The sequence below is a fragment of the Enterobacter sp. DSM 30060 genome (genome assembly GCF_013375955.1).
Lineage (GTDB): Bacteria > Pseudomonadota > Gammaproteobacteria > Enterobacterales > Enterobacteriaceae > Enterobacter > Enterobacter intestinihominis.
Genome location: NZ_CP056118.1, coordinates 664,035 through 684,946 on the forward strand (window position 1 = coordinate 664,035; position 20,912 = coordinate 684,946).

The 20,912-nt window shown below is 56.6% G+C and carries 23 protein-coding genes and 1 pseudogene; 7 read left to right on the plus strand and 17 right to left on the minus strand.

The window, feature by feature from the left end; translation table 11 throughout:
• The first annotated feature begins 54 nt into the window (after positions 1–54).
• The gene (flhA, locus tag HWQ15_RS03130) at positions 55–2,127 is read left to right on the plus strand and encodes a formate hydrogenlyase transcriptional activator FlhA (protein ID WP_023330179.1); all 2,073 of its coding nucleotides are present in this window, start codon (positions 55–57) and stop codon (positions 2,125–2,127) included.
• Between the two features lie 130 nt (positions 2,128–2,257).
• Here flhA and HWQ15_RS03135 read toward each other — a convergent pair whose 3' ends face one another.
• Complete coding sequence (locus tag HWQ15_RS03135) at positions 2,258–2,602, minus strand: nitrous oxide-stimulated promoter family protein (protein WP_022649174.1); 345 nt, start codon at positions 2,600–2,602, stop codon at positions 2,258–2,260.
• A 165-nt stretch (positions 2,603–2,767) separates the two neighbouring features.
• Between HWQ15_RS03135 and HWQ15_RS03140 the strand changes: the two are divergent.
• Both HWQ15_RS03140 and mutS read left to right on the plus strand, forming a co-directional pair.
• Positions 2,768–2,999, plus strand: a pseudogene (locus HWQ15_RS03140) (SymE family type I addiction module toxin).
• Between the two features lie 113 nt (positions 3,000–3,112).
• Positions 3,113–5,674 carry a DNA mismatch repair protein MutS gene (gene mutS / locus HWQ15_RS03145; RefSeq protein WP_022649176.1) on the plus strand — a complete coding sequence of 854 codons (2,562 nt, stop codon included), beginning with the start codon at positions 3,113–3,115 and terminating at the stop codon, positions 5,672–5,674.
• A gap of 140 nt (positions 5,675–5,814) precedes the next feature.
• Here the strand turns inward: mutS and HWQ15_RS03150 are convergent, their stop codons facing one another.
• Genes HWQ15_RS03150 through HWQ15_RS03160 form a run of 3 tightly spaced genes read right to left on the minus strand, consistent with a single transcriptional unit; the run spans position 5,815 to position 8,066 of the window.
• Positions 5,815–6,036 carry a non-oxidative hydroxyarylic acid decarboxylases subunit D gene (locus HWQ15_RS03150; protein ID WP_003862116.1) on the minus strand — a complete coding sequence of 74 codons (222 nt, stop codon included), beginning with the start codon at positions 6,034–6,036 and terminating at the stop codon, positions 5,815–5,817.
• 10 nt (positions 6,037–6,046) lie between these two features.
• A complete protein-coding gene (locus tag HWQ15_RS03155; protein ID WP_022649178.1) occupies positions 6,047–7,474 on the minus strand; it encodes a non-oxidative hydroxyarylic acid decarboxylases subunit C in 1,428 nt (475 codons plus the stop codon).
• The gene (locus HWQ15_RS03160) at positions 7,464–8,066 is read right to left on the minus strand and encodes a non-oxidative hydroxyarylic acid decarboxylases subunit B (protein ID WP_003862111.1); all 603 of its coding nucleotides are present in this window, start codon (positions 8,064–8,066) and stop codon (positions 7,464–7,466) included. Before HWQ15_RS03160 ends, HWQ15_RS03155 begins: the two co-directional genes overlap by 11 nt.
• Positions 8,067–8,240: 174 nt before the next feature.
• On the opposite strand from HWQ15_RS03160, the gene HWQ15_RS03165 reads away from it, so the two are divergent.
• Complete coding sequence (locus HWQ15_RS03165) at positions 8,241–8,648, plus strand: MarR family winged helix-turn-helix transcriptional regulator (RefSeq protein ID WP_022651767.1); 408 nt, start codon at positions 8,241–8,243, stop codon at positions 8,646–8,648.
• Here the strand turns inward: HWQ15_RS03165 and HWQ15_RS03170 are convergent.
• Positions 8,645–9,532, minus strand: a complete 888-nt coding sequence (locus HWQ15_RS03170; protein WP_063148650.1) for a LysR family transcriptional regulator — start codon at positions 9,530–9,532, stop codon at positions 8,645–8,647. The genes HWQ15_RS03165 and HWQ15_RS03170 overlap by 4 nt on opposite strands.
• Before the next feature lie 109 nt (positions 9,533–9,641).
• On the opposite strand from HWQ15_RS03170, the gene HWQ15_RS03175 reads away from it, so the two are divergent.
• Together HWQ15_RS03175 and HWQ15_RS03180 are read left to right on the plus strand one after the other, a co-directional pair.
• Positions 9,642–10,844: an MFS transporter gene (locus tag HWQ15_RS03175; RefSeq protein WP_063148651.1), complete on the plus strand. Its 1,203-nt coding sequence runs from the start codon at positions 9,642–9,644 to the stop codon at positions 10,842–10,844.
• Positions 10,841–11,218 carry a DUF4440 domain-containing protein gene (locus tag HWQ15_RS03180; protein WP_023306830.1) on the plus strand — a complete coding sequence of 126 codons (378 nt, stop codon included), beginning with the start codon at positions 10,841–10,843 and terminating at the stop codon, positions 11,216–11,218. Before HWQ15_RS03175 ends, HWQ15_RS03180 begins: the two co-directional genes overlap by 4 nt.
• Positions 11,219–11,268: 50 nt before the next feature.
• Here the strand turns inward: HWQ15_RS03180 and rpoS are convergent, their stop codons facing one another.
• Positions 11,269–12,261 carry an RNA polymerase sigma factor RpoS gene (rpoS, locus tag HWQ15_RS03185; RefSeq protein WP_022649182.1) on the minus strand — a complete coding sequence of 331 codons (993 nt, stop codon included), beginning with the start codon at positions 12,259–12,261 and terminating at the stop codon, positions 11,269–11,271.
• Positions 12,262–12,321: 60 nt separating this feature from the next.
• Positions 12,322–13,395, minus strand: coding sequence for a murein hydrolase activator NlpD (gene nlpD, locus HWQ15_RS03190; RefSeq protein WP_306307778.1), 1,074 nt, complete (start codon positions 13,393–13,395; stop codon positions 12,322–12,324).
• Between nlpD and HWQ15_RS23435 the strand changes: the two genes are divergently transcribed.
• Positions 13,337–13,468, plus strand: coding sequence for a peptidase (locus tag HWQ15_RS23435; RefSeq protein WP_306173474.1), 132 nt, complete (start codon positions 13,337–13,339; stop codon positions 13,466–13,468). The genes nlpD and HWQ15_RS23435 overlap by 59 nt on opposite strands.
• Before the next feature lie 94 nt (positions 13,469–13,562).
• On the opposite strand, the gene HWQ15_RS03195 is transcribed toward HWQ15_RS23435, so the two are convergent.
• The 10 genes from HWQ15_RS03195 to cysD form a co-directional block, all read right to left on the minus strand.
• Positions 13,563–14,189, minus strand: a complete 627-nt coding sequence (locus HWQ15_RS03195) for a protein-L-isoaspartate(D-aspartate) O-methyltransferase (RefSeq protein ID WP_022649184.1) — start codon at positions 14,187–14,189, stop codon at positions 13,563–13,565.
• Positions 14,183–14,944, minus strand: a complete 762-nt coding sequence (surE, locus tag HWQ15_RS03200; RefSeq protein WP_023298480.1) for a 5'/3'-nucleotidase SurE — start codon at positions 14,942–14,944, stop codon at positions 14,183–14,185. The genes HWQ15_RS03195 and surE overlap by 7 nt, the downstream gene beginning before the upstream one ends.
• The gene (truD, locus tag HWQ15_RS03205) at positions 14,925–15,974 is read right to left on the minus strand and encodes a tRNA pseudouridine(13) synthase TruD (protein WP_063148652.1); all 1,050 of its coding nucleotides are present in this window, start codon (positions 15,972–15,974) and stop codon (positions 14,925–14,927) included. The genes surE and truD overlap by 20 nt, the downstream gene beginning before the upstream one ends.
• Positions 15,971–16,450, minus strand: coding sequence for a 2-C-methyl-D-erythritol 2,4-cyclodiphosphate synthase (gene ispF, locus HWQ15_RS03210; protein WP_003862097.1), 480 nt, complete (start codon positions 16,448–16,450; stop codon positions 15,971–15,973). Before ispF ends, truD begins: the two co-directional genes overlap by 4 nt.
• The gene (gene ispD / locus HWQ15_RS03215; protein WP_000741569.1) at positions 16,450–17,160 is read right to left on the minus strand and encodes a 2-C-methyl-D-erythritol 4-phosphate cytidylyltransferase; all 711 of its coding nucleotides are present in this window, start codon (positions 17,158–17,160) and stop codon (positions 16,450–16,452) included. The genes ispF and ispD overlap by 1 nt, the downstream gene beginning before the upstream one ends.
• Positions 17,161–17,179: 19 nt before the next feature.
• Positions 17,180–17,491, minus strand: coding sequence for a cell division protein FtsB (gene ftsB / locus HWQ15_RS03220; protein ID WP_003862095.1), 312 nt, complete (start codon positions 17,489–17,491; stop codon positions 17,180–17,182).
• A gap of 79 nt (positions 17,492–17,570) precedes the next feature.
• Positions 17,571–17,897 carry a DUF3561 family protein gene (locus HWQ15_RS03225; protein ID WP_006811767.1) on the minus strand — a complete coding sequence of 109 codons (327 nt, stop codon included), beginning with the start codon at positions 17,895–17,897 and terminating at the stop codon, positions 17,571–17,573.
• A 58-nt stretch (positions 17,898–17,955) separates the two neighbouring features.
• Positions 17,956–18,561, minus strand: coding sequence for an adenylyl-sulfate kinase (gene cysC / locus HWQ15_RS03230; RefSeq protein ID WP_063148653.1), 606 nt, complete (start codon positions 18,559–18,561; stop codon positions 17,956–17,958).
• Entirely contained in the window at positions 18,561–19,985 is a 1,425-nt protein-coding gene (gene cysN / locus HWQ15_RS03235; protein ID WP_063148654.1) for a sulfate adenylyltransferase subunit CysN, read from the minus strand. Before cysN ends, cysC begins: the two co-directional genes overlap by 1 nt.
• A gap of 9 nt (positions 19,986–19,994) precedes the next feature.
• On the minus strand, positions 19,995–20,903 hold the full coding sequence (gene cysD / locus HWQ15_RS03240; protein ID WP_006811770.1) for a sulfate adenylyltransferase subunit CysD: 909 nt from the start codon (positions 20,901–20,903) through the stop codon (positions 19,995–19,997).
• Positions 20,904–20,912 lie beyond the last annotated feature (9 nt).

Here is a 20,912-nt window from a genome sequence, read left to right on the forward strand (position 1 = left end):
AAAGCGGTCAGCGCTGAATGTCTCTTTTTTGCCAGTTTCTATTGGAAAGCAATAATGCCGTATACACCGATGAGCGATCTTGGACAGCAGGGCCTGTTTGACATCACGCGCACACTTTTACAACAGCCCGACCTCGGCGCGCTGAGCGATGCCCTGACGCGGCTGGTCAGGCAATCAGCGCTGGCGGACAGCGCCGCCATTGTGCTCTGGCATAGCGCAACCCACCGCGCGAGCTATTTCTCAACGCGTGATAACGGCAAAATCTTCGAATATGAAGATGAAACGTTTCTGGCCCATGGTCCGGTGCGACGTATTCTCTCCCGCCCGGAAGCGCTGCACTGCAATTTTGACCAGTTTCGCCAGGCCTGGCCGAAGCTGGCAGAGAGCAACCTTTACCACCCGTTCGGCCACTACAGCATGCTGCCGCTGGCGGTGGAAGGGCAAATTTTTGGCGGCTGCGAGTTTATCCGTAATAACGACCAGCCCTGGACCGAGGCGGAGTACGAGCGGTTGCATACCTTCACGCAGATTGTGGCCGTCGTGGCAGAGCAGATCCAAAGCCGCGTCACCAATAACGTGGATTACGACCTGTTGAGCCGCGAGCGCGATAATTTCCGCATTCTGGTCGCCATCACCAATGCCGTGCTGTCGCGTCTCGATATGGACGAACTGGTGAGCGAAGTCGCCAAAGAGATCCATCACTATTTCAGGATCGATGCTATCAGCATTGCGCTGCGCGGCAACCGTAAGGGCAAGCTGAACATCTACTCCACCCACTACCTCGACGAAGCTAACCCGGCGCACGAGCAAAGCGAAGTGGACGAAGCGGGAACCCTGTCTGAACGGGTATTTAAAAGCAAAGAGATCCTGCTGTTAAACCTCAGCGAGCAGGATCCGGTAGCGCCCTACGAGCGGATGCTGTTTAACACCTGGGGCAACAAGATCCAGACCCTGTGCCTGCTGCCGCTGATGTCCGGCAACACCATGCTCGGCGTGCTTAAACTGGCGCAGTGCGATGAAGCCGTATTTACCACCGCCAACCTGAAGCTACTGCGCCAGATCGCCGAACGTATCTCCATTGCGCTGGATAATGCCCTCGCCTATCAGGAGATCCACCGTCTGAAAGAACGGCTGGTGGACGAAAACCTGGCGCTGACCGAGCAGCTCAACAATGTGGACAGCGAGTTTGGCGAAATCATCGGACGCAGCGATGCCATGTACAATATCCTCAAGCAGGTGGAGATGGTGGCGCAGAGCGACAGCACGGTGCTGATCCTCGGTGAAACCGGCACAGGGAAAGAGCTGATTGCCCGGGCGATCCACAACCTGAGCAACCGCAACAGCCGCCGGATGGTGAAGATGAACTGCGCGGCGATGCCTGCGGGCTTACTGGAAAGCGACCTGTTCGGCCACGAGCGCGGCGCGTTTACCGGCGCCAGCAGCCAGCGGCTGGGCCGTTTTGAACTGGCGGATAAAAGCTCATTGTTCCTCGACGAAGTGGGCGATATGCCGCTGGAGCTTCAGCCTAAGCTGCTGCGCGTTTTGCAGGAGCAGGAGTTCGAGCGTCTCGGCAGCAACAAGCTGATCCAGACCGACGTGCGTCTGATTGCCGCCACCAACCGCGATCTGAAAAAAATGGTAGCCGACCGCGAGTTTCGCAGCGATCTTTACTATCGTCTGAACGTCTTCCCGATCTGCCTGCCGCCGCTGCGCGAACGCCCGGAAGATATCCCGCTGCTGGTGAAAGCCTTTACCGCGAAGATTGCCCGCCGGATGGGGCGAAATATCGACAGTATTCCTGCCGAAACGCTACGCACCCTTTCGGCGATGGAGTGGCCGGGGAACGTGCGCGAGCTGGAAAACGTCATTGAGCGCGCGGTCCTGCTGACGCGCGGGAACGTGCTCCAGCTCTCCCTGCCAGAGGTTACTCTCTCTGAAACGACCGTGGCCGCAAGCGAGCTTGCGAAAGAGGGAGAAGATGAATATCAGCTCATTATGCGAGTGCTGAAGGAGACCAACGGCGTGGTAGCCGGACCGAAAGGTGCGGCGCAACGGCTGGGGCTGAAGCGTACCACCCTGCTCTCGCGCATGAAGCGTCTGGGAATCGATAAAGAGAGCCTGAAATAACCCGTCATTCCGTCAGCGGGTACATATCGCTCCCGCGCTGGCGCAGGGATATTTGGTGCTCTTTTTCTGTCTGCCTGCGCCGCACCGTCGCCCTGAGCGTGATTTGTCGTCCACTGCGGCGCTGAGCCGGTTATTTTTTGGGCCGATACTTTTCCGGTAATTCAGGAACCGGACGACGATCGTCGATCAGATGTCGGATGGTCAGAATCGGATGACGCCATAACATACGTGGCCCTGCCCAGCGCATTACCTGCTTCATCTCTTCCCGTCGGGCGGGCTGATAACAGTGCACCGGGCACTGTTTGCAGGCAGGTTTTTCCTCACCAAACACGCATTTATCCAGCCGCTTATCGGCATAAGCCTTAAGCGCCGAATAGTGCCCCTCTTCTTTTATGGCGTGCGGACACCTGTTTTCGTACAGGGCGATCATTCTGGCGATCGTCTTTTTTTCTCGTGAAATACGTTTACCGGACATAACGTCGTCCTCAACAATAAAGTGCATTTATAATACCTTTTTATCCGCACATTTTCAGTTATTGCATTCCGTTTTCTGAAGCGTCCTTCCAGAATTACCCCTCCCTTCGCTGCGTTTTACTGGTATTTTATACAGGTGTAAATAACCGCATTCACCGGAGAGCCTATGCAACAGATCGCGATCGCCAAACCCTATCGGCACTTAAAAAGTGGGTTACTTCAGAAAACGTCATGAAGACCGTAAAACGAAAATTCCAAAACGCTACAGCGTACACGCAGCGCTAAGCCTGAAAGGCGACTGGCTTGAACAAGCGGGATTTACCACCAACTCGCAGGTTCGGGTGGGCGTCGAGCACGGAAAAATCATCATTGAATTAATAGCGGAAGATGCCTCGTAAAGTCGTGACTTTTTTCTGCGCCGCACCTTTTTTTCATGCGACAATAGAAGGAACAATCGGCCATTGAGCCGCTCAAAGCGTAATATTTTCAAAGAAATGGATATCATAACTCCATGAGCACAATCGACAATTTCGACGCGCATACGCCAATGATGCAGCAGTACCTGAAGCTGAAGGCACAGCATCCGGAAATTCTGCTGTTTTACCGTATGGGCGATTTTTACGAGCTTTTTTATGACGATGCGAAACGTGCGTCTCAGCTGCTCGACATTTCTCTGACGAAACGTGGCGCGTCGGCAGGCGAGCCCATCCCGATGGCGGGTATCCCGCATCACGCGGTTGAAAACTATCTGGCGAAGCTGGTGAACCAGGGCGAATCTGTCGCTATCTGCGAACAAATTGGCGACCCGGCCACGTCGAAAGGCCCCGTTGAGCGCAAGGTCGTACGCATCGTGACGCCGGGAACCATCAGCGATGAAGCCCTGCTTCAGGAGCGCCAGGATAACCTGCTGGCGGCGATCTGGCAGGACGGTAAAGGGTTTGGCTACGCCACGCTGGATATCAGCTCCGGTCGTTTTCGCCTGAGTGAACCGGCTGACCGTGAAACCATGGCGGCTGAACTACAGCGTACTAATCCGGCAGAACTGCTTTATGCAGAAGATTTCGCCGAGATGGCGCTGATTGAAGGTCGCCGCGGCCTGCGTCGTCGTCCACTGTGGGAGTTCGAAATTGATACCGCGCGCCAGCAGCTGAACCTGCAATTTGGCACGCGCGATTTGATTGGCTTTGGTGTGGAAAATGCCCCGCGCGGGCTATGTGCCGCAGGCTGCCTGTTGCAGTACGTGAAGGATACGCAGCGTACCGCCCTGCCCCATATCCGTTCAATTACCATGGAGCGTCAGCAGGACAGCATCATCATGGATGCCGCCACGCGCCGCAACCTGGAGATCACGCAGAACCTCGCTGGCGGCATGGAAAATACGCTGGCGTCGGTTCTTGACAGCACGGTTACCCCCATGGGCAGCCGTATGCTCAAACGCTGGCTGCATATGCCGATCCGCAACACCGAAACGCTGATTGGCCGTCAGCAAACCATTGCCGCATTGCAGGATCGTTACACCGAATTGCAGCCGGTGCTGCGTCAGGTGGGTGACCTTGAGCGTATCCTGGCGCGCCTGGCATTGCGTACCGCGCGTCCACGCGATCTCGCCCGTATGCGTCACGCTTTCCAGCAGTTGCCGGAACTGCGCGCTCAGCTGGGAGAGATCGACAGCGCGCCAGTGCAAAAGCTGCGCGAAACCATGGGCGAATTTACCGAGCTTCGCGAACTGCTGGAACGCGCCATCATTGATGCGCCGCCTGTTCTGGTGCGGGATGGCGGGGTTATTGCTCCGGGTTATAACGAAGAGCTGGACGAATGGCGTGCGCTGGCCGATGGCGCGACGGATTATCTGGATAAGCTGGAAATCCGCGAGCGTGAACGTCTGGGGCTCGACACCCTGAAAGTCGGCTACAACGCCGTACACGGTTACTATATCCAGATCAGTCGTGGGCAGAGCCACCTGGCACCGATTCACTACGTTCGCCGCCAGACGCTGAAAAATGCCGAGCGCTACATTATTCCCGAGCTGAAAGAGTACGAAGACAAAGTGCTCACGTCGAAAGGTAAAGCGCTGGCGCTGGAGAAACAGCTGTATGACGAGCTGTTCGACATCCTGATGCCGCATCTGGCTGACCTTCAAATGAGCGCCGCTGCGCTGGCCGAGCTGGATGTGCTGGTAAACCTGGCCGAGCGCGCCGAAACGCTGAACTACACCTGTCCTACCTTTACTGACAAGCCCGGCATTCGCATTACCGAAGGTCGCCATCCGGTGGTTGAGCAGGTGCTGAACGAGCCGTTTATTGCCAACCCGTTGAATCTGTCACCGCAGCGAAGAATGCTGATCATTACCGGCCCCAATATGGGCGGTAAAAGTACCTATATGCGCCAGACAGCCCTTATCGCGCTGCTCGCCTACATCGGCAGCTACGTTCCGGCGCAGAAGGTTGAGATTGGCCCTGTCGACCGTATCTTCACCCGTGTGGGTGCGGCTGACGATCTGGCGAGCGGTCGCTCTACCTTTATGGTCGAGATGACCGAAACCGCCAACATTCTGCATAACGCGACAGAGAACAGTCTGGTGTTGATGGACGAAGTAGGACGCGGTACCTCCACCTATGACGGCCTGTCCCTGGCCTGGGCGTGCGCGGAAAGTCTGGCGAATAAAATCAAGGCGCTGACGCTGTTCGCGACGCACTATTTCGAACTGACACAGCTGCCAGAGAAAATGGAAGGCGTGGCTAACGTCCACCTTGATGCGCTTGAGCACGGCGACACCATCGCCTTTATGCACACGGTGCAGGACGGCGCGGCAAGCAAGAGCTATGGCCTGGCCGTCGCCGCGCTGGCGGGTGTGCCGAAAGAGGTGATTAAGCGCGCGCGTCAGAAATTGCGTGAGCTGGAAAGTTTGTCACCGAATGCGGCAGCTACGCAGATAGATGGTACGCAGATGTCACTGCTGGCGGTGCCGGAAGAGACATCTCCGGCTGTAGAAGCGCTGGAAAATCTCGATCCGGATTCGCTGACGCCGCGTCAGGCGCTGGAGTGGATTTATCGGTTGAAGAGTCTGGTTTAGTTCTCTGCGGTCTTTTTTGCCGGGTGGCGGCTTCGCCTTACCCGGCCTACAAAACCCGTAGGCTCGGTAAGCGTAGCGCCACCGGGCAAAAGACCGCACAATATTATCGCCCGGTAAGCGCAGCGCCTCCGGGCTTTTTATTACAGCAGCGGCGGGATCGTCGGCACCTGCGGTGCTTCATCAATATCCTTCTGCGTCATGCGGAACGCTTCCGGGTAATGCTCGCGGCTGGTACGGCGCAGCGGTTCGGTATCGCGCCAGGTATACAGACAGTGCTGACACTGGTATACCGTCCAGACACCTTTCACCGGTGATGTTGCCATCACCTCAATATGTTCATCGGCACAACGTGGACAAATCATTTTTTCCTCCTTATTGACGTGCCGCCAGCATCGCGGTCAGTTTTTCGGCCCAGGCTTTGGTTTCAGGGAGATCCTGTACCGGCTGGCTGTAGTGACCACGGTTGTCCGGAGCGACTGGGGTGGTGGCATCAATGATCAGCTTGTCAGTGATCCCCGCCGGGCTGGAGCCGGGGTCAAGCTCCAGCACAGACATATTCGGTAGCTGCACCAGATCGCCTGCCGGATTGACCTTAGATGACAGCGCCCACATCACCTGCGGCAGGTTAAACGGATCGACGTCCTCATCCACCATAATCACCATTTTCACGTAACCCAGACCGTGTGGCGTGGTCATGGCGCGGAGCCCGACTGCACGGGCAAAACCGCCGTATCGTTTTTTGGTGGAGATAATCGCCAGCAGGCCGTGGGTGTACATGGCGTTTACCGCCTGCACTTCCGGGAATTCCGCCTTCAGCTGCTGATAGAGCGGCACGCAGGTAGCGGGCCCCATAAGATAATCAATCTCGGTCCACGGCATCCCCAGGTAGAGAGATTCGAAAATGGGTTTTGTGCGGTAAGAGACTTTATCAATGCGCACGACCGTCATGTTGCGCCCGCCGGAGTAGTGTCCGGTAAACTCACCGAATGGCCCTTCAATTTCACGTTTTCGGCCTTCAATCACCCCTTCGAGGATCACTTCCGACCCCCACGGCACATCGAAACCGGTCAGCGGAGCCGTCGCAATCGGATACGGGCTTTCGCGTAGCGCACCGGCCATCTCATACTCGGATTGATCGTATTTCAGCGGCGTGGCGCCCATCAGGGTGATGATCGGATCGTTACCCAGCGTAATGGCAATAGGCAGGTCTTCGCCGCGCTCTTCTGCCTTATGCAGATGCAGCGCGATATCATGCATCGGCACCGGTTGCAGGCCGAGCTTACGCTTGCCCTTCACTTCCATACGGTAAATCCCGACGTTCTGCTTGCCGAAGTGTTCGGGGTCGAGCGGATCGCGGGAGACAACGCACGCTTTATCGAGATAAAAGCCCCCGTCACCGTCGTTCAGGCGGAACAGCGGCAGAATGTCGAACAGGTTGATGTCTTCCCCGTCCACCGTGTTCTGCGCCCAGGCCGGATTTGCACGACGCTCTGGCGAGACGGGGAATTTGTCCCAGCGACGAATAAACTCGTCGATCTGTTTTTTCACCGGGGTATTTGCTGGCAGCCCCATCGAAATAGCGTGGTTTTGCCACGAGCCGATAGTGTTCATCACCACACGGGCATCGGTGAAGCCGCGAATATTATCGAACCACAGCGCAGGCGCACCATCGCCAATGCGTCCGGTAGCGTTGGCGGCGGCCGCTAAATCCGGCTCAGCGTTTACCTCTTCCTCAATTTTCAGCAGCTGCCCTTGCTCATCGAGCGCCTGCAAGAAGCTTCTCAAATCATCAAATGCCATCTTTATTCTCCTGTGAAAAATGTTTCGCTGCCTGCAAACCTTCCCAGCGTCGGGCTTTTTTATGCTCCAGACCAAACTGGTCGAGAACGCGGGTCACGATATGCTGGGTTATGTCATCGGCGGTTTGCGGGTGGTTGTAGTACGCAGGCATAGGTGGCACCATCGCCACGCCCATGCGGGAAAGGGCAAGCATGTTCTCAAGATGGATGGTGCTGAGCGGCGTCTCACGCGGAACCAGCACCAGCTTGCGTCCCTCTTTCAGCACCACGTCTGCCGCACGCCCTACCAGCCCTTCGGCGTAGCCCGCGCGGATACCCGCCAGCGTTTTCATGCTGCACGGAATGACGATCATGCCGTCGGTGCGAAACGAGCCGGAGGAGATGGTGGCAGCCTGATCGGCCGGGCTATGGACGACATCCGCCAGTGCAGCAACGTCATGCGCAGTGAAGGGCGTTTCCAGCTCAATCGTGGTTTTTGCCCACTTCGACATCACCAGATGCGTTTCCACCTCCGGCATTTCCCGCAGCGCCTGCAACAACGCCACGCCTAATGGCGCACCCGTCGCGCCCGTCATTCCCACAATCAATCTCATTCAGCACCTCAATTAGTTTGTTCGTATACGAACATATTAACTAAACTACGCCTCGATCCTGCTGCTGACAAGATCGTTCGCATACGATCACACTATTCGCTAAAAAAACTCTCGCGTTAAAATTCAGCCCGAGAGCGGCTATCATAGAGGGAGTATTTTTCCGTCGGAGTGTCCATGGAGTTAAGACAAGAAGCGTTTCACCTGCTACGTCAGCTTTTTCAACAGCATACCGCCCAGTGGCAACACGCATTGCCCGAACTGACCAAACCACAATATGCGGTGATGCGGTCAATTGCTGAAAATCCTGGCATTGAGCAGGTTGCCCTGACTGAAGTCGCGGTGAGCACCAAAGCGACGCTGGCAGAAATGCTGAGCCGCATGGAAGCACGCGGCCTGGTCAGGCGCGAGCACGATCCGGCAGACAAGCGCCGTCGGTTTGTCTTTCTGACGGCCGAAGGTGAGGCCCTGCTTGAGAGCAGTAAACCGATTGGAAATGAGGTGGATGAGGCGTTTTTAGGGCGCCTTAACGGCGCGGAACGAGAGCAATTTTCAGCGCTCATTAAAAAGATGATGCAGGGTTAAGTAACCCTGACGCGCATAAAATCAATAAATGTTCGCACTTTCGCGGGCACATGCCGGGCATCAGGATAAACGGCATAGATGCCCTGCTGAGCGAACGTGTACGCCGGTAACAGCGAGACCAGCGTCCCTGTATCCAGTGCGTTACGCACCAGCCACTCCGGCAACAGCGCCACGCCACATCCCGCGAGGGCAAAAGCCATCAACGCCTGGGCACTGTCTGCATACAGGCGCGGCGCTTTTCTGATCTCAAAGGAAACCGGATGCCGATCAACGCCTCTCACCTGCCAGCGCAGCGGCGACGTTAAACGCTCGTGAATGATCCAGTCCGCTTCCGCCAGCTGCTCCAGCGAGTCAACCGGATGGTTTGCCAGCCAGCATGGCGTCGCCACGGGCAGGATGGTGAAGGAGGTCATCAACGCGGCGTGGTAGCGCGAATCTGCAAGCGTGCCGAGCCGGATAGCGACATCGAAGCGCTCGGCGATAAGATCGGCATGCAAAGAGGACGAGACATGCCGCACGCGAAGGTCCGGGTGCAACTGGCTAAATTCAGCCAGCAAAGGCACCACCACCTGCGAGCCATATTCGGGCGTGGTGGTGATCCGCAGTTCTCCCGTCAGCCCGGCGTGGTTGGCGCGAACATCATCCTGCAATCGCTCTGCATCCCGTAACAGCATCACGCTTCGTTGATGAAAGAGCTTCCCCGCCTCGGTCAGCGTCAGGCGTCGGGTGGTTCGCAGCAACAGGGTGACGCCCAGCTCCTCTTCAAGCTGACGAATATGAAAGCTGACCACCGCTTTTGTCAGCCCCATCGCCTCCGCCGCGGCGGTGAAACTGCCGGTGTCCGCTACGGCGATAAACATCGCCGTACGCTGTAAATTAAGCATCGCTTGCCTGATTAACTGTCAAAATAATGTTGACAGTATATCGTCCTTTGTCGCGTTTATCCGTAACGCGCGGGCCGATACGATACGCCACCTCACCGGAGGAACTTCCATGACGTATCGCAGCAAAATCGCCGTCGTCTTTCTGCTCGGCTTTTTCCTTGATTTGATAAACATGTTTATTGCCAGCGTCGCCTTTCCGGCGATGGCTCACGCATTCAATACCACACCTTCCGCGCTTGCCTGGGTAAGTAACGGATACATTGCCGGGCTGACGTTAGTCATCCCATTCAGCAGTATTCTGACGCGCCGCGTCGGGCCGAAGCGCGTTATTCTGCTCTCACTGCTTCTCTTTAGCGCGGCCTCCGTTGCGGCGGGTCTCTCATCTTCGCTGGAAAGTTTGATTGCCTGGCGCGTCGTGCAGGGCGCCGGAGGGGGTTTACTGATCCCGGTTGGTCAGGCGCTGACCTGGCAACAGTTTAAGCCTCATGAGCGGGCCAGACTCACCTCGGCGGTGATGCTGGTCGCGCTGCTTGCCCCCGCCTGCTCACCGGCTGTGGGCGGTATGCTGGTTCAGACATTCAGCTGGCGCTGGATATTTTTTGCCACCCTGCCCGTCACCATTGTCACCTTTGTTTTGGCCTGCGCGTGGCTTAAAACAGAACCGTCACCGATAAACACCACCAGAATAGTAAACCTGTCTTTGCTGACGGATCCGCTGTTGCGCTTATCCATGCTTATCTATGTATGCGTACCCGGCATCTTTATTGGCGTGAACGTAACGGGCATGTATTACCTTCAGAGCGAGGCCAATATGACGCCCACCGCAACGGGCATGCTTATGCTGCCGTGGTCTGTGGCATCGTTTTTGGCTATCACCGCGACAGGACGCTATTTCAACCGTATCGGCCCGCGGCCGCTGGTGGTCATCGGTTGCCTTTTGCAGGCAACGGGCATTCTGCTTTTAATTAACGTCGGCCCGGCTATGCTGTTACCTGCCGTTGCGTTTGCGTTAATGGGTGCGGGGGGAAGCCTTTGCAGCAGTACGGCTCAGAGCAGCGCGTTTTTGACAATGCGGCGGGAAGATATGCCTGATGCCAGTGCGCTATGGAATCTGAATCGTCAGTTGAGCTTTTTTGCGGGTACCCTGCTGCTGGCGCAGGCGCTGAGCTTCATGCAAGCTTATCTTACGCCGCTGGTCGCCTGGCACGGTATGTTTATTTTTGCCGCAGTTATCACTCTGCTGCCCGTACTGTACGTCTACCGTCTTAATAACACGCAGTTACTTGCGCAACTGCAACAGGAGCACCCATGACTCATTTCGAACAAGAGATCCTCGACATCCACGTCGCCCTTGAAAACTGGTTAGGTGCAGGCGAAGGCGAACAGGACGCCCTGCTCGCCCGTTTCCGTCCGGATTTTCTGATGGTTCCACCGAGTGGCGCCCATTTAGATCATCACGCTCTGGCCAAATTTTTATATGCGCAGCGGGGAACCCGACCCGGGCTCAGGATCGGTATTGATGCGTTAACAACGCTTCAGACATGGGACAACGGCGCGGTGCTCCATTACCGGGAGACGCAAACCCGGCCAGGCCAGCCCGTCAACGTGCGCTGGTCAACCGCGGTGCTTAATCAGGAAGGGGATAACATCACCTGGCGTTTGCTGCACGAAACGGCGCAATCGTAAGGCATAAAAAAGGCCCGTCTCACGACGGGCCTTTTCTGACGAATGGTTGCTTACTCGCGGAACAGCGCTTCGATATTCAGACCTTGCCCTTGCAGGATTTCACGCAGGCGGCGTAGCCCTTCAACCTGAATCTGACGAACACGTTCACGGGTCAGGCCAATCTCACGGCCGACATCTTCCAGTGTCGCAGCTTCATACCCCAGTAAACCGAAACGACGTGCCAGCACTTCACGCTGTTTGGCGTTCAGTTCGAACAGCCATTTGACGATGCTCTGTTTCATGTCATCGTCCTGCGTGGTGTCTTCCGGGCCGTTGTCTTTTTCATCGGCCAGGATGTCCAGCAGCGCTTTTTCAGAGTCACCACCCAGCGGGGTGTCAACCGAGGTAATGCGCTCGTTGAGACGCAGCATACGGCTTACGTCATCAACCGGTTTGTCGAGTTGCTCTGCAATCTCTTCCGCACTTGGCTCGTGGTCCAGTTTATGGGACAACTCGCGCGCGGTACGCAGATAAACATTCAACTCTTTGACGATGTGGATCGGCAGTCGAATCGTACGGGTCTGGTTCATAATAGCCCGTTCGATGGTCTGACGAATCCACCAGGTCGCGTAGGTTGAGAAACGGAACCCGCGTTCCGGGTCAAACTTCTCAACTGCGCGGATGAGACCTAAGTTGCCCTCTTCAATCAGATCCAGCAGAGCCAGACCACGATTGCCGTAACGGCGGGCAATTTTCACGACCAGTCGCAGGTTACTTTCGATCATGCGACGACGCGAGGCAACATCACCACGCAAAGCACGACGTGCGAAATAGACTTCTTCTTCGGCCGTTAGCAGTGGGGAGTAACCAATCTCCCCAAGGTAAAGCTGAGTCGCGTCCAGCACACGCTGTGTGGCACCCTGCGATAACAGCTCTTCTTCAGCCAAATCGTTATCACTGGGTTCCTCTTCTACTAAGGCTTTTTCGTCAAAAGCCTCTGATCCGTTCTCATCAAATTCCGCGTCTTCATTTAAATCATGAACTTTCAGCGTATTCTGACTCATAAAGGTGGCTCCTACCCGTGATCCCTGGACGAGACACCCTGGCTGGCATGCCCCGTCAATTTATCGCTGCGGTAAATATTGCAGCGGGTTTACGGATTTCCCCTTGTAACGAATTTCAAAATGCAAGCGTGTAGAACTGGTTCCGGTGCTACCCATGGTAGCGATTTTTTGCCCCGCCTTAACTTCTTGTTGTTCCCGGACCAGCATAGTGTCGTTATGGGCGTAGGCACTCAGGTAATCATCGTTATGTTTGATGATAATAAGATTACCGTAACCGCGCAGTGCGTTACCGGCATAGACAACGCGTCCGTCTGCGGTCGCGATGATTGCCTGTCCTTTACTGCCTGCGATATCGATCCCTTTGTTGCCCCCCTCAGAGGTAGCGAAGTTCTCGATAATCTTGCCGTCAGTTGGCCAGCGCCAGGTGGTGATTGACGAGCTGGCATTCTGACTGCTTGCAGTCGGTACAGTAGAGCTAACCACAGGTGCCGTAGTCGGTGCTGTGACAACAGTCGCAGTACCTTTATTATTCGGCAACATTTTGTTAGCACTCTGATCACCTGAATCCTCAGAATACGTAATTACAGGTTGTGAAGCAACCACCGTGGTGGTTTTTTGTGCAGGAGTAACGCTGTTATTTTGCGCAGTTACGTCGGCCGCTGAAACGGTGTTGCCTGGTGTAAGCGGTGTCCCCGTCGCGTTGCCAACCTGAAGCGTTTGCCCGACTTCCAGAGCATACGGGGCCTGGACGTTGTTTCGCTGTGCCAGATCGCGGAAATCGTTCCCGGTGATCCAGGCAATATAGAACAGCGTATCGCCGCGCTTCACGGTATAGGTGCTGCCGCCGGTATAGCTACCTTTCGGAATGTTCCCATACTTACGGTTATACACTATGCGGCCATTTTCAGTCTGAACAGGCTGTTCCACTGCCTGAATCTGCGTAGGCTGCGTAACTGGACGCTGAACCGGCTGGATCTGCGGAGTTTGCTGCGCCGTTGAGGTGCCCATTTTAGGCGGAGGGGTGATCAACATTCCGCTGGACGTGTTACCCGAGCCGCTGGTTCCATTAACGGAACTGACGGGCGCAGGCGCGTTATTTGAACTTGTACAGCCTGCCAGCCAGAGCGAAACCAGTGATAATGCCGCAACACGGCTGATGGTGAATTTTGGGCTTCCCGCGCTCATTTATCCCCCAGGAATGTGTTAACTACCAGTGACTTAAAAATAACCGTGATGGCACGAATCTATCGCGCCACACCATACGCTGAATTTGCCTTAATAACCCTGGAAAAATCCGAGTCTCAGGCCAGTTCGCCCTTAACCAGGGGCACAAAGCGCACGGCTTCCACGGTATCGATAATAAACTCGCCGCCGCGTCGACGAACGCGCTTCAAAAGCTGCTGCTCATCGCCGACGGGCAATACAAGAATGCCACCCTCGTCCAGCTGCGAAAGAAGCGCAGTGGGGATTTCAGGTGGCGCTGCCGTGACAATGATGGCGTCAAACGGGGCGCGAGCCTGCCAACCCTGCCATCCATCGCCGTGGCGTGTCGATACATTATGTAAATCAAGCTGTTTCAGGCGACGGCGCGCCTGCCACTGCAACCCTTTAATCCGTTCCACCGAACAGACATGGTGCACAAGGTGAGCCAGGATCGCGGTTTGATACCCTGAACCGGTGCCAATTTCCAGCACCCGGGACTCTGGCGTTAGCTCCAGAAGCTCCGTCATACGCGCCACCATGTAGGGCTGCGAAATCGTCTGGCCTTGCCCAATGGGCAGCGCCACGTTTTCCCACGCTTTGTGTTCAAACGCCTCATCTACAAACTTCTCACGGGGAACCTGGGCAAGCGCGTTCAGCACCTGCTCGTTGGCGATCCCCTGTGCGCGTAATTGTTCCAGAAGAGTTTGTACACGTTTACTTACCATTGCGCGTTCACTCCGACCCGATCTAACCAGTCCGACACCACATCATGCGCGCTATAAGCGGTTAAATCTACGTGCAACGGCGTAACGGAAACGTACCCTTCATCCACCGCAGCGAAGTCGGTGTCTGGTCCGGCATCGCATTTAGCTCCCGGCGGGCCGATCCAGTACAGGGTATTGCCGCGCGGATCCTGCTGGGGAATAACCTGATCGGCAGGATGGCGACTGCCACAGCGCGTCACGCGGATCCCTTTGATCTCGTCCAGCGGGAGGTCCGGCACGTTAATATTGAGGATACGTCCGGTACGCAGCGGCTCGCGGCCAAGCGCACGGAGAATGGAGCAGGTCACCGCGGCGGCTGTGTCATAGTGGGTGTGACCGTTTAACGAGACCGCCAGCGCCGGAAACCCCAGGTGACGCCCTTCCATCGCCGCGGCCACGGTGCCGGAGTAAATCACATCATCGCCAAGATTTGGCCCGGCATTGATGCCGGAGACCACAACGTCCGGCCGCGGGCGCATCAGCGCGTTCACGCCCAGAAACACGCAGTCGGTCGGCGTCCCCATCTGGACGGCAATATCGCCATTCTCAAAGGTAAAGGTGCGAAGTGAAGACTCCAGCGTCAATGAGTTAGACGCGCCACTGCGGTTACGATCGGGAGCCACGACCTGCACATCCGCAAATTCGCGGAGGTGTTTCGCCAGCGTCTGAATACCTGGCGCATGGATCCCGTCATCGTTACTCAGCAATATTCGCATAATCACCCGACGTGTTGATAAGTTCCCTGACAACACTGGTGGCAAAGCTACCTGCCGGCAGCCAGAAGCGTAACTCGACGGTTACGTCATCCCACCAGTTCCAGCTCAGCTGTTGCGGGTAGAGGAGCATCGCACGACGTGCCGCCTCGACCTTTTCCCGCACCAGCAACGATTGTAATTCTGGCGCATCCGCCACCGCTGACTGCTCAGCGGCCAGCGCCTCGCCCTGGGTTCCCCAGTCGCCTGAACCCGGCAAGGCGGCGGTAATCATCAGCGTTTTAGCGTCCACGCGCGACTGGACATCGGCCATCTCTTCGGCCGTTGCCACAAACCAGCTTCCGCGTCCCGCTAATTGTAGCGCATCGCCGACAACAACTTGATTCGCGTCCGGTTTTTTCAGCCGTTCGCTCACAATCTGATTAAACAACGCACTGCGGGCCGCCGACAACCAAAAACTGCGTTTATTACGATCGCGCACCGGTGCACCGCTTTGCGCCCAGCGCAGCGCGCCCAGCAGGTTGCTACCACCGATACCAAAGCGCTGAGCGCCGAAATAGTTTGGTACGCCGCGTTCGTTAATGGCCTTCAGGCGTTTTTCAACGTCCTCGCGTTCGGTCACTTCGCGCAACACCAGGGTAAAGGCATTACCTTTCAGTGCGCCCAGACGCAGTTTGCGTTTATGGCGGGCGTACTCCAGTACCTTACAGCCCTCAAGCTCAAATTTGCTTAAATCGGGCATGGCATTACCGGGCACGCGGGCGCAAAGCCACTGTTCGGTCACGGCATGTTTATCTTTTTGACCGGCAAAGCTCACTTCGCGGGCGTGAATATTGAGGAATTTTGCCAGCGCGTCCGCCACGAAGCGGGTATTGCAGCCGTTTTTCAGAATGCGCACCAGGATGTGCTCGCCTTCGCCGTCCGGCTCAAAACCCAGATCTTCCACTACCACGAAATCTTCAGGGTTGGCTTTCAGCAGACCCTTGCCCTCCGGTTTATCGTGCAGATACGTCAGGTTGTCGAAATCCGTCATTTGGCCGCCTTCACCAGCAGTGCCACGGCTTCACAGGCAATGCCTTCGCCACGGCCGGTAAAGCCCAGCTTCTCCGTGGTGGTCGCTTTGACGTTGACGTCGTCCATATGGCAGCCCAGATCTTCAGCGATAAACACGCGCATCTGAGGGATATGCGGCAGCATCTTCGGTGCCTGGGCAATGATCGTCACATCAACGTTGCCGAGGGTGTAGCCTTTGGCCTGAATACGACGCCAGGCTTCGCGCAGCAGTTCGCGGCTGTCTGCGCCTTTGAAAGCAGGATCGGTATCCGGGAACAGTTTGCCAATGTCGCCCAGCGCGGCGGCACCCAGCAGCGCGTCGGTCAGCGCATGCAGCGCCACGTCGCCATCAGAATGCGCCAGCAGACCTTTTTCGTAAGGAATGCGCACGCCGCCAATGATAATTGGGCCAACGCCACCAAAGGCGTGTACATCAAAACCGTGTCCAATACGCATTATGCCTTCTCCTGAGGGGTCGTACGGGTAAGATAAAATTCCGCGAGCTGTAAGTCTTCCGGGCGCGTCACTTTTATATTATCAGCGCGTCCTTCAACAAGCGTGGGGTGGAAACCGCAATACTCCAGCGCCGAGGCTTCGTCCGTAATGGTCGCACCTTCTTTAAGCGCTCGCGTTAAGCAGTCGTGGAGTAATTCGCGGGGAAAAAATTGTGGCGTCAGCGCGTGCCATAGATCGACGCGCTCGACGGTGTGGGCAATCGCCGGTTTACCCGGTTCGGCACGCTTCATGGTGTCACGCACCGGGGCGGCCAGAATGCCGCCCACTTTACTGGTTTCACTCAGGGCCAGCAGACGCGACAGATCGTCGTGATGCAGACAGGGACGCGCGGCATCGTGCACCAGCACCCACTGCGCGTTCCCGGCAGCCTGAATGCCCGCCAGAACGGAGTCAGCCCGCTCTGCGCCGCCGTCAACGACGGTAATCTGAGGATGATTCGCCAGCGGGAGCTGCGCAAAACGTGCATCGCCGGGGCTGATGGCAATAACAACGCGTTTCACCCGGGCATGCGCCAGCAGCGCCGCCACGGCGTGCTCGAGGATCGTTTTATCGCCAATTGAGAGATACTGCTTAGGACATTCTGTCTGCATACGCCGGCCAAAACCTGCGGCCGGCACCACGGCACAGACGTCCGAAAAAGTTGCTGCCATGTCGTAATCCTGGGCCTGATTATCGATTGTTTTGTGCGGAGCCCTGATTGCGTTTAGACGCATCCGGAACCAGGCGATAAAACGTTTCGCCCGGCTTAGTCATACTAAGTTCATTGCGTGCGCGCTCCTCAATCGCCTCCTGGCCGCCATTGAGGTCATCAATTTCAGCAAAAAGTTGATCGTTACGCGCTTTAAGTTTGGCGTTTGTCGCCTGCTGTGCCGCGACGTCATCGCTCACCCGGCTGTAGTCGTGCAGTCCGTTTTTGCCGAACCACAGCGAATATTGCAGCCAGACCAGCAAAGCCAGCAACAGCAGCGTTAGTTTACCCATCCTGCCCCCTGAAAAAACGGCATCATCATCCCATAACTTTCCGCTGGACTCTACTGCGGGGTTTTAATTATGCCGTAAGTTAGCCCATCAGCCATAAAAACAGCAGGCCAAAGATGACCACAACGGTGGCGATAGTGATGAGCGTACTATACAGGAGCTTGCCGTTGAAAAGGGAGTGCAGCGCCACGCCCACCACAACCGCAACGGGCATCAGCGCCAGGAAGAAAGGCCAGGTATAGAGGAAGAAAAAGAGGGTGTTTCCACCGTAGATCAAAAACGGGATACCCAGCGCCAGTAGCCACGACACAAAGCCGACAATCGCCCCAGGGAAGGACCAGGTCGTCTCGTCGTCGGTCGTTAACGGTTCCGACCCGGTGGTAATCATGTAGTTTTCACTGTTGCGCATAGCTAATCCTGTGACCGTGACTCATCGCTCGGGAAGACAGCTCCCGAACGATACCGTCTCAGGATCTGATAATATCGTCCCGTCTGAGCAGGTCTAATAATTGGCTTACTAAATTTGTTACCAATTGTTGACCTTCCAGATGAATCTCAGGGGATTCAGGCGCTTCGTAAACCGAGTCAATACCGGTGAAGTTTCGCAGCTCTCCCGCGCGGGCTTTTTTATATAGCCCTTTCGGATCGCGCGCTTCGCAGATTGCCAGCGGCGTATCCACAAACACTTCAATGAAGCGATTCCGGCCCACGCGCTCACGCACCATCTGACGTTCGGCGCGGTGCGGTGAGATAAACGCCGTCAGCACCACCAGCCCGGCATCCGCCATCAGGCTGGCGACTTCTCCCACCCGGCGAATGTTCTCTTTACGGTCTTCATCGCTGAACCCTAAATCGCTGCACAGGCCGTGACGCACGTTGTCGCCGTCCAGCAGGTAGGTGTTCACTCCCTGCTGATGCAGCGCCTCTTCCAGCGCGCCTGCCACCGTGGATTTACCGGAGCCAGACAGCCCGGTAAACCACAGCACAACCCCACGGTGACCGTGGAGCTGTTCGCGCTGGGCGACGGTGACCGGATGAGGATGCCAGACGACGTTCTCATCATGGGCAGCCATTACTTGCCTCCCAGCAAATCGCGTGCGCCCCAGTGCGGGAAGTGTTTACGCACCAGCGCATTCAGCTCAAGTTCAAACGCGCTGAACTCAGAGGCCACGGTAGCCTGCGTGTTTGGTTCACGGACCATCCCGGCGCCGACGGTGACGTTGGTCAGGCGGTCGATAAAGATCAGCCCGCCCGTCACCGGATTCTGCTGATACGGATCCAGCACCAGCGGCTCGTCGAAGGTCAGATCCACCAGACCGATGCCGTTCAGCGGTAGCTCGCTCACGTCACGGTGGGTCAGGTTGTTGATGTCCACCTGGAACTGAATGCCGTCCACGCGGGCGCGGGTTTTCTTGCCGGCAATTTTAATGTCATAGCTCTGGCCTGCGGTCAGGGGCTGTTCCGCCATCCACACCACGTCCACGGATGCGCCCTGCACCGCCGCCAGCGTTTCCTGCGCGTCGACCAGCAGATCGCCGCGGCTGATGTCAATCTCGTCTTTTAGCACCAGGGTTACTGCTTCACCTGCCCCTGCTTCGTCCAGATCGCCATCAAAGGTGACGATACGGGCAATGGTCGATTCCACGCCGGACGGCAGCACCTTCACGCGCTGGCCCACGTTGACCGAGCCGGACGCAAGGGTGCCGGAGAAGCCGCGGAAATCGAGGTTCGGACGGTTTACGTACTGCACCGGGAAGCGCATCGGCTGGGTCTCAACCACGCGCTGAATTTCAACGGTTTCCAGCACCTCCAGCAGCGTCGGGCCGCTGTACCACGGCATGTTCGCGCTCTGAGAGGCGACGTTATCCCCTTCCAGCGCCGACAGCGGCACAAAGCGAATATCGAGGTTGCCCGGCAGCTGTTCAGCAAAGGTCAGGTAGCTCTGGCGGATCTCGTCGAATCGCGCTTCGCCGTAGTCCACCAGATCCATTTTGTTCACCGCCACCACCAGGTGTTTGATCCCCAGCAGCGTAGAGATAAAGCTGTGACGACGCGTCTGATCCAGCACGCCTTTACGGGCGTCCATCAGCAGGATCGCCAGGTCACAGGTGGACGCGCCGGTCGCCATGTTACGGGTGTACTGCTCATGCCCCGGGGTGTCGGCGATAATAAATTTGCGCTTTTCGGTAGAGAAGTAGCGATAGGCGACATCAATGGTAATGCCCTGCTCGCGCTCCGCCTGCAAGCCGTCCACCAGCAGCGCCAGGTCGAGTTTTTCGCCCTGGGTGCCGTGGCGTTTACTGTCATTGTGCAGGGAAGAGAGCTGATCTTCGTAAATTTGTCGCGTGTCGTGCAGTAGACGACCAATCAGGGTACTTTTCCCGTCATCAACGCTGCCGCAGGTCAGGAATCGCAGCAGACTTTTGTACTGTTGGGCGTGCAGATAAGCTTCTACGCCGCCTTCATCGGCAATTTGTTGGGCAATAGTCGTATTCATGGCGGCTCCTTAGAAATAACCCTGACGTTTCTTCAGCTCCATGGAGCCTGCCTGGTCGCGGTCAATCACGCGGCCCTGTCGCTCACTGGTGGTCGACACCAGCATCTCCTCGATAATCTCCGGCAGCGTCTGCGCACTGGATTCCACCGCGCCGGTCAACGGCCAGCAGCCGAGAGTACGGAAACGGACCATCTGTTTTTTGATCACTTCACCCGGCTGTAAATCAATGCGATCGTCGTCGATCATCATCAGCATGCCGTCGCGCTCCAGGACCGGGCGCTCTGCTGCCAGATACAGCGGAACGATCTCAATATTTTCCAGATAGATGTACTGCCAGATATCCAGCTCGGTCCAGTTGGAGAGCGGGAAGACGCGAATGCTTTCGCCCTTGTTGATCTGGCCGTTGTAGTTGTGCCACAGCTCCGGACGCTGGTTTTTCGGGTCCCAGCGGTGGAAGCGGTCGCGGAAAGAGTAGATACGCTCTTTGGCGCGGGATTTCTCTTCGTCACGCCGCGCGCCGCCGAAGGCCGCATCAAAACCGTATTTATTCAGCGCCTGCTTCAGCCCTTCGGTTTTCATTATATCGGTATGCTTGGCGCTGCCGTGCACGAACGGGTTGATGCCCATCGCCACCCCTTCCGGGTTTTTGTGCACCAGCAGCTCGCAGCCGTAGGCTTTGGCGGTACGGTCACGAAACTCGTACATCTCGCGGAATTTCCAGCCGGTATCCACATGCAGCAGCGGGAACGGCAGCGTCCCCGGATAAAACGCTTTACGCGCCAGGTGCAGCATGACGCTGGAATCTTTACCGATGGAGTACATCATCACCGGGTTAGAGAACTCGGCGGCCACTTCGCGGATAATGTGGATACTTTCCGCTTCGAGCTGCCGCAGGTGAGTAAGTCGTTTTTGGTCCATAACCGTTCC